General features: G+C 68.5%; 5 protein-coding genes. 2 read left to right on the forward strand and 3 right to left on the reverse strand.

Annotated elements, in window-relative coordinates:
• From BS73_RS00005 to BS73_RS00015, 3 genes are all read right to left on the reverse strand, one after another.
• The coding region (locus tag BS73_RS00005; protein ID WP_037568334.1) for an IS5 family transposase at positions 1-554 on the reverse strand (554 nt) is incomplete at its 3' end.
• Positions 555-591: 37 nt separating this feature from the next.
• Positions 592-1,002: a hypothetical protein gene (locus BS73_RS38550; protein WP_235215212.1), complete on the reverse strand. Its 411-nt coding sequence runs from the start codon at positions 1,000-1,002 to the stop codon at positions 592-594.
• Between the two features lie 2 nt (positions 1,003-1,004).
• Complete coding sequence (locus BS73_RS00015; RefSeq protein WP_037568336.1) at positions 1,005-2,009, reverse strand: DUF6192 family protein; 1,005 nt, start codon at positions 2,007-2,009, stop codon at positions 1,005-1,007.
• Between the two features lie 908 nt (positions 2,010-2,917).
• On the opposite strand from BS73_RS00015, the gene BS73_RS00025 reads away from it, so the two are divergent.
• Positions 2,918-3,592 (forward strand): hypothetical protein, encoded by a 675-nt coding sequence (locus BS73_RS00025; protein ID WP_037568331.1) that lies wholly within the window; start codon positions 2,918-2,920, stop codon positions 3,590-3,592.
• Positions 3,589-4,619 (forward strand): NACHT domain-containing protein (locus BS73_RS00030; RefSeq protein WP_037568333.1); only part of this gene is annotated, 1,031 nt, incomplete at its 3' end. The genes BS73_RS00025 and BS73_RS00030, both read left to right, overlap by 4 nt.

Below are 4,619 nucleotides of genomic sequence, written 5' to 3' on the forward strand. Positions count from 1 at the left end.
GGCAGCAGGTCCCGGGCGTAGGCGGAGTCGGCCCAGACCTGGGTGGCCTGGGGATGGGTGAGCCGCAGCCGCCAGAGCAGGTCGCGGGCCATGACCTCGTCTCGGGCGTCCCCGGGCGTCACCGTGATCATCACGGGGAGCCCGAGTGTGTCGACCACGATGTGCCGCTTGCGGCCGTTGATCTTCTTCCCCGCGTCGTAGCCGCGGCTGCCCTTACCGACCGTTGAGGCCGCCTTCACGGACTGCGAGTCGATGATCATCGAGACCGGGAACGGGCAGCGCCCCTTCTCGGTGCGGATCCGCCGCCGCAACTGGTCGCGGATGAAGGTGACCGCTCCGGCCCGGTTCCAGCGCCAGAAGAACCCGTAGACGGTCTGCCAGGGAGGGAAGTCCACGGGCAGGGCCCGCCACTTCGCGCCGTTGTCGACGACGTAGCGGATCGCGTCCACGATGTCCCGCCGCGGCCACTTCTCCGGGTGCCCGCCGCTCTTCGTCCGGCAGGCGGCGACCGGAAGCAGTGGCTCCAGCAGAGTCGGAGGGGTAGCGGCGGCGATGGGACTCGGGCATGGCGGGGTCTGTGGCAGCCGGCGGCTATTTGGCCAGCTGGGCGAGGGTCGCGCGGACCCCGGTGAGCTGGGCGTCCACCAGCTGGGCCCATTCGTCATCGGGGCAGCGGGCCAGGTGCGGGTCGAGCGTGCCCGTGATCATCCGGGTGAGTCGGCCCAGCAGCTGGGCCAGCTGCCTCTTCTCGTAGTCGATCCAGTCCACCGGGTCGTCGGAGAACATGTAGCCGTCCTTGCGCCGCCAGGTGATCGGGGTGAGGTGCTCCGCGGCGACGACGTCGCGCAGGTGCCGGATCCCGCGCTGGACCTGGGACTTCTTCAACCGGGTCGCTGCGACGAGTTGGACGGTGTGCAGGCCGGCGGGCCGCGCCTCCATCAGCGCGGTGCAGACCAGGTCGCCGTAGTGCTCGTCCAGGGGCCGCGCCTCGCGGCGGGCCACCGCTATTCCTCGCCGCGCAGCAGGTGGGCGAGCTGCTCGTCCAGGGTGAACTCGCCGCTGTCCAGGGCTCCCTCCAGCCAGTCCGCGGCGGCCCGCACCCGGCCGATCTGCCGGCGCACCGTCTCGCGCTCATCCTCGGTGAACTCCACTCCACGCAGCCGCGGGACCAGCCGGCCCAAGGTGGCCACGTAGCTGTGGCAGGAGCCGACCAGGTCGAGGTACTCGATGGTGTGCTCGATCTTGCGCACCGACGGGGTGCGCTCGCGGATCTGCTCGCGGATCTGCTCGGAGTTGTCGAACTGGGCGCGGTTGACCAGCCTGCGGGCGGCGTCGTTGCGCATGACCGAGCGGGCCACCGCTGGACGCCGCAGCAGGTCCGCGGTCACCTGCTCGGCCGTGGTCTCGTCCCGGGTCAGCTCGCTCACCACCCGCATCCGGTCGGTGGGGGTGACGTGCTCGGTGACCGCCGGGCGCGTGAACAGGTCGGTGGCGACCTGGGCGGCGACCTCATCATCGCGGGTCAGGTCGGCGACGGCCTGGACTTTCTCGTCCAAGGTGACCGGGTGATCCACCCGCTGGCCGACCACCCGCTTCGCGGCGTCCGGGGTCCACTGGCGCCGGCCGGTGCGCGGGTTCAGCGGCACCTCCTCGATGGCCGCCCACCGCTCCGCCTCATCCGCCACCGACGCGAGGATGCGGTGGACGGTGAAGGACACCTTCTCCTTCCTCCGGGCCTTGGGCCATCGGGAGGCGGCCCAGCGCCAGTCCTCCACGGTCGCCAGGGCGACGCCGATGTCGTCCGCGAAGAGCTGCAACGACTCGGCGACGGTGAACAGGTCGTCCGTGCCGTTGGGCATCGATCCGCCCACCGGACGCATGGGCTCGATCTCCAGCGCCATTTCACCCAGAGCGAACTGCACGCGCGTCACCTGCGCGATCAACTCGCGGGCCTGGGTGACGATCTGGTCGTAACGCTGCCAGGTGACATTGCCGATCCGGTCAGCCATGGTGAACACCGCCTCTCGCCCCGGGGCCCAGCCCAGCCACCGCGTGGCCGCCATGCGAGAAAAGGGAGATGGGTGATGCACGCGAGGCGTCACGCTACGGCGTATCCGTTACACCATCCCCTGACGCCTGGCGCCGACGGTAAGCCCTCACCCGGCAGCGGTCCGAGCAGTACACCGCTGACCGAGCCCGCTCCACCCCCACCGTCCATGACCGGCCGCACACCGGACACTGCGCCAGCTCGCCCCGCAACTGCGCGGCCACCGCACGCCGGGTCCGCCGGCGCCGCCGCCACCGCCGCGACCTGCACCGGCCCGAACAGAACTCCGCGCTCGCCGCCATCGCCACCGGCAACGGATCACCGCACTCCCGGCAGTACCGCCGGGCAGCCCCACCGACCACCACACGTCAGATCATCCGGCCGCACCAACCCCGCAGCCAGAGTTCAAAAACACCTACTTAGAGAAGTCGGGGCGCCAGCCGATCAGGATGCTTGTTCCTGGCGGGCCCGGGGTTGCCGAAGACGAGCAGGCGAGTCGTGGACGCTGACCTCGCGGCCCGCGCCCGCCTTCCCGCAGGCCCCGGCGTCCGCCAGGTCTCATCCGTGAAGCCGGGTTTCTCCAGGCCGCCCGGCTGATTCGGTTGCTCATCAGGAGGCGATAGAGAACGATGGGACGGTGGATTACGCCCTGCACCATCTGACGACGCGTGAGTTCGAGCATCTTAGTCAGGCGCTGGCTAAATGTGTTCTGGGCCCGGGAGTTTCGGTGTTCGGGGATGGAAGGGACGGCGGGCGGGAGGCTACTTTCGAGGGGCCGGTGTCGTTCCCCCTCCCGCAGCAGCAGTGGGACGGCTACGGGTGATTCAAGCGAAGTTCCGGCAACGCCCCGGGCCCGATGATGCTGGCTGGATGCTGCGCAACGTAGAGGCAGAGCTGAAGGCCTGGCGAGACCTCAAATCCGGGCGAGGCCGCATCCCCCAGTACCTGTTGTTTACGACGAACGCCAATCTCTCGCCGGTACCGGCGGTGGGCGGCATCGACCGCCTCAACAACGCCATCACCGAATACGCCGACGACCTGGGCTTGCAGGGATGGGCGGTGTGGCACCGAGACGAGATCTGCCGCTTGTTGGACATCCACAGCCAGGTCCGCCGCACCTACGCGCACTTCATCACGCCCGGCGACGTCTTGAGCAACCTGCTCGACTACGTTCCCGACGCAGACAAAGAGACCGCGGAGATGATCCGCTCCCACGCCGGCCACGCGCTCTTCGCCGACCAGTGGGTACGCCTTGGCCAAGCCGGCGCTCAGGACGAGCGACAGAAGATCAGCCTCGGTCCCGTCGCCGTCGACCTGGAAGCCGAGTACCGCCACCCCTCCATGGACGAACCGATCCGCACGCAGGCCGCCCAATACGTCATTGAACACGGCGAGACGGTGCTGCGCCCCTCCCACCTGCCCGCCGATCAGGTCCCACACGTGGTCATCATCGGCGGCCCCGGTCAGGGAAAAGCACCCTGGGCCAACTGCTCTGCCAGGCCTACCGAGTCGCCCTACTCAGCGAGGAAGGCGACCGGTTCTTGACCGGGGAGACCCGCGCGGTACTCGAAGGACTGCGCCGGGACCTGCCCAACTCCGGCCTGTCCACCCCGCACGCGAAACGCTGGCCTATGCGTGTCGCCTTGCACGATTACGCCAACGCCATCCTGGGCGGCGAAGACCTAAGCCTGTTGCGTTTCATCACCTCGGAGTTCAACAAGCGCGCCTCGACCAAGGCCACCGACAGCCAAATCAAACGCTGGCTGCGTACCTGGCCCTGGCTGCTGATCCTGGACGGCCTGGACGAAGTGGCCTCCCCCCACACACGGGAGGACATAATGGGCCGCATCAGCGCCTTCCTCCAGGACGCCAAAAGCATGGACGCCGACCTCCTGGTGGTGGCCACCACCAGGCCACAGGGCTACCACGGCGAATTCCACCCCGGCGACTACGCCCCCCTGACCCTGGTCCAGATGTCTACCGACGCCGCCCTGCACTACGCCCGCAAGCTCGCAGCCGACCGCCACTGCGGCGATCCCGAGATGCACGACACCGTCCTGAGCCGCCTCCAGGACGCCGCCCAGCAGAAATCCACCGAGCGCCTGCTGCGTTCGCCCCTCCAGGTCACGATCATGTCGCTCCTCGTCGAGCGGCACGCCCGCATGCCCCAAAACCGCTATGACCTATTCGACGCCTACTACACCACCATCTACGAGCGCGAGATCAACAAGCCCGGCAACGTGGGCGACCTGCTAGCCCAATACCGTCCCCACGTCGACTGGCTCCACCAGTACGTCGGCCTCCTCCTGCAGTCCCGAGCCGCTCACTCCGGCGAACTGGACGCGGTCATGCTCGAAGAGGAACTGCAGCAACGCACCTACCAACGCCTCGTCGACGAAACTGACGACGCAGATCGATCACAGGCGCTCGCGCGGCAACTCATCACTGCCGCCACCGACCGTCTAGTGCTCCTGGTCGCCCCGGACGCAGGGCTGATCGGCTTCGAGGTCAGAAGCTTCCAGGAATACTGCGCGGCCTGGGCCCTACTCGCGGGACCGGACCAAGAGATCAT

It is taken from the genome of Phaeacidiphilus oryzae TH49 (assembly GCF_000744815.1).
GTDB classification, from domain to species: Bacteria; Actinomycetota; Actinomycetes; order Streptomycetales; family Streptomycetaceae; genus Phaeacidiphilus; species Phaeacidiphilus oryzae.

Coding starts and splice junctions, on each gene's coding strand:
- BS73_RS00015 (WP_037568336.1), bottom strand. CDS start 2,009: ATGGCTGACCGGATCGGCAATGTCACCTGGCAGCGTTACGACCAGATC.
- BS73_RS00025 (WP_037568331.1), top strand. CDS start 2,918: ATGCTGCGCAACGTAGAGGCAGAGCTGAAGGCCTGGCGAGACCTCAAA.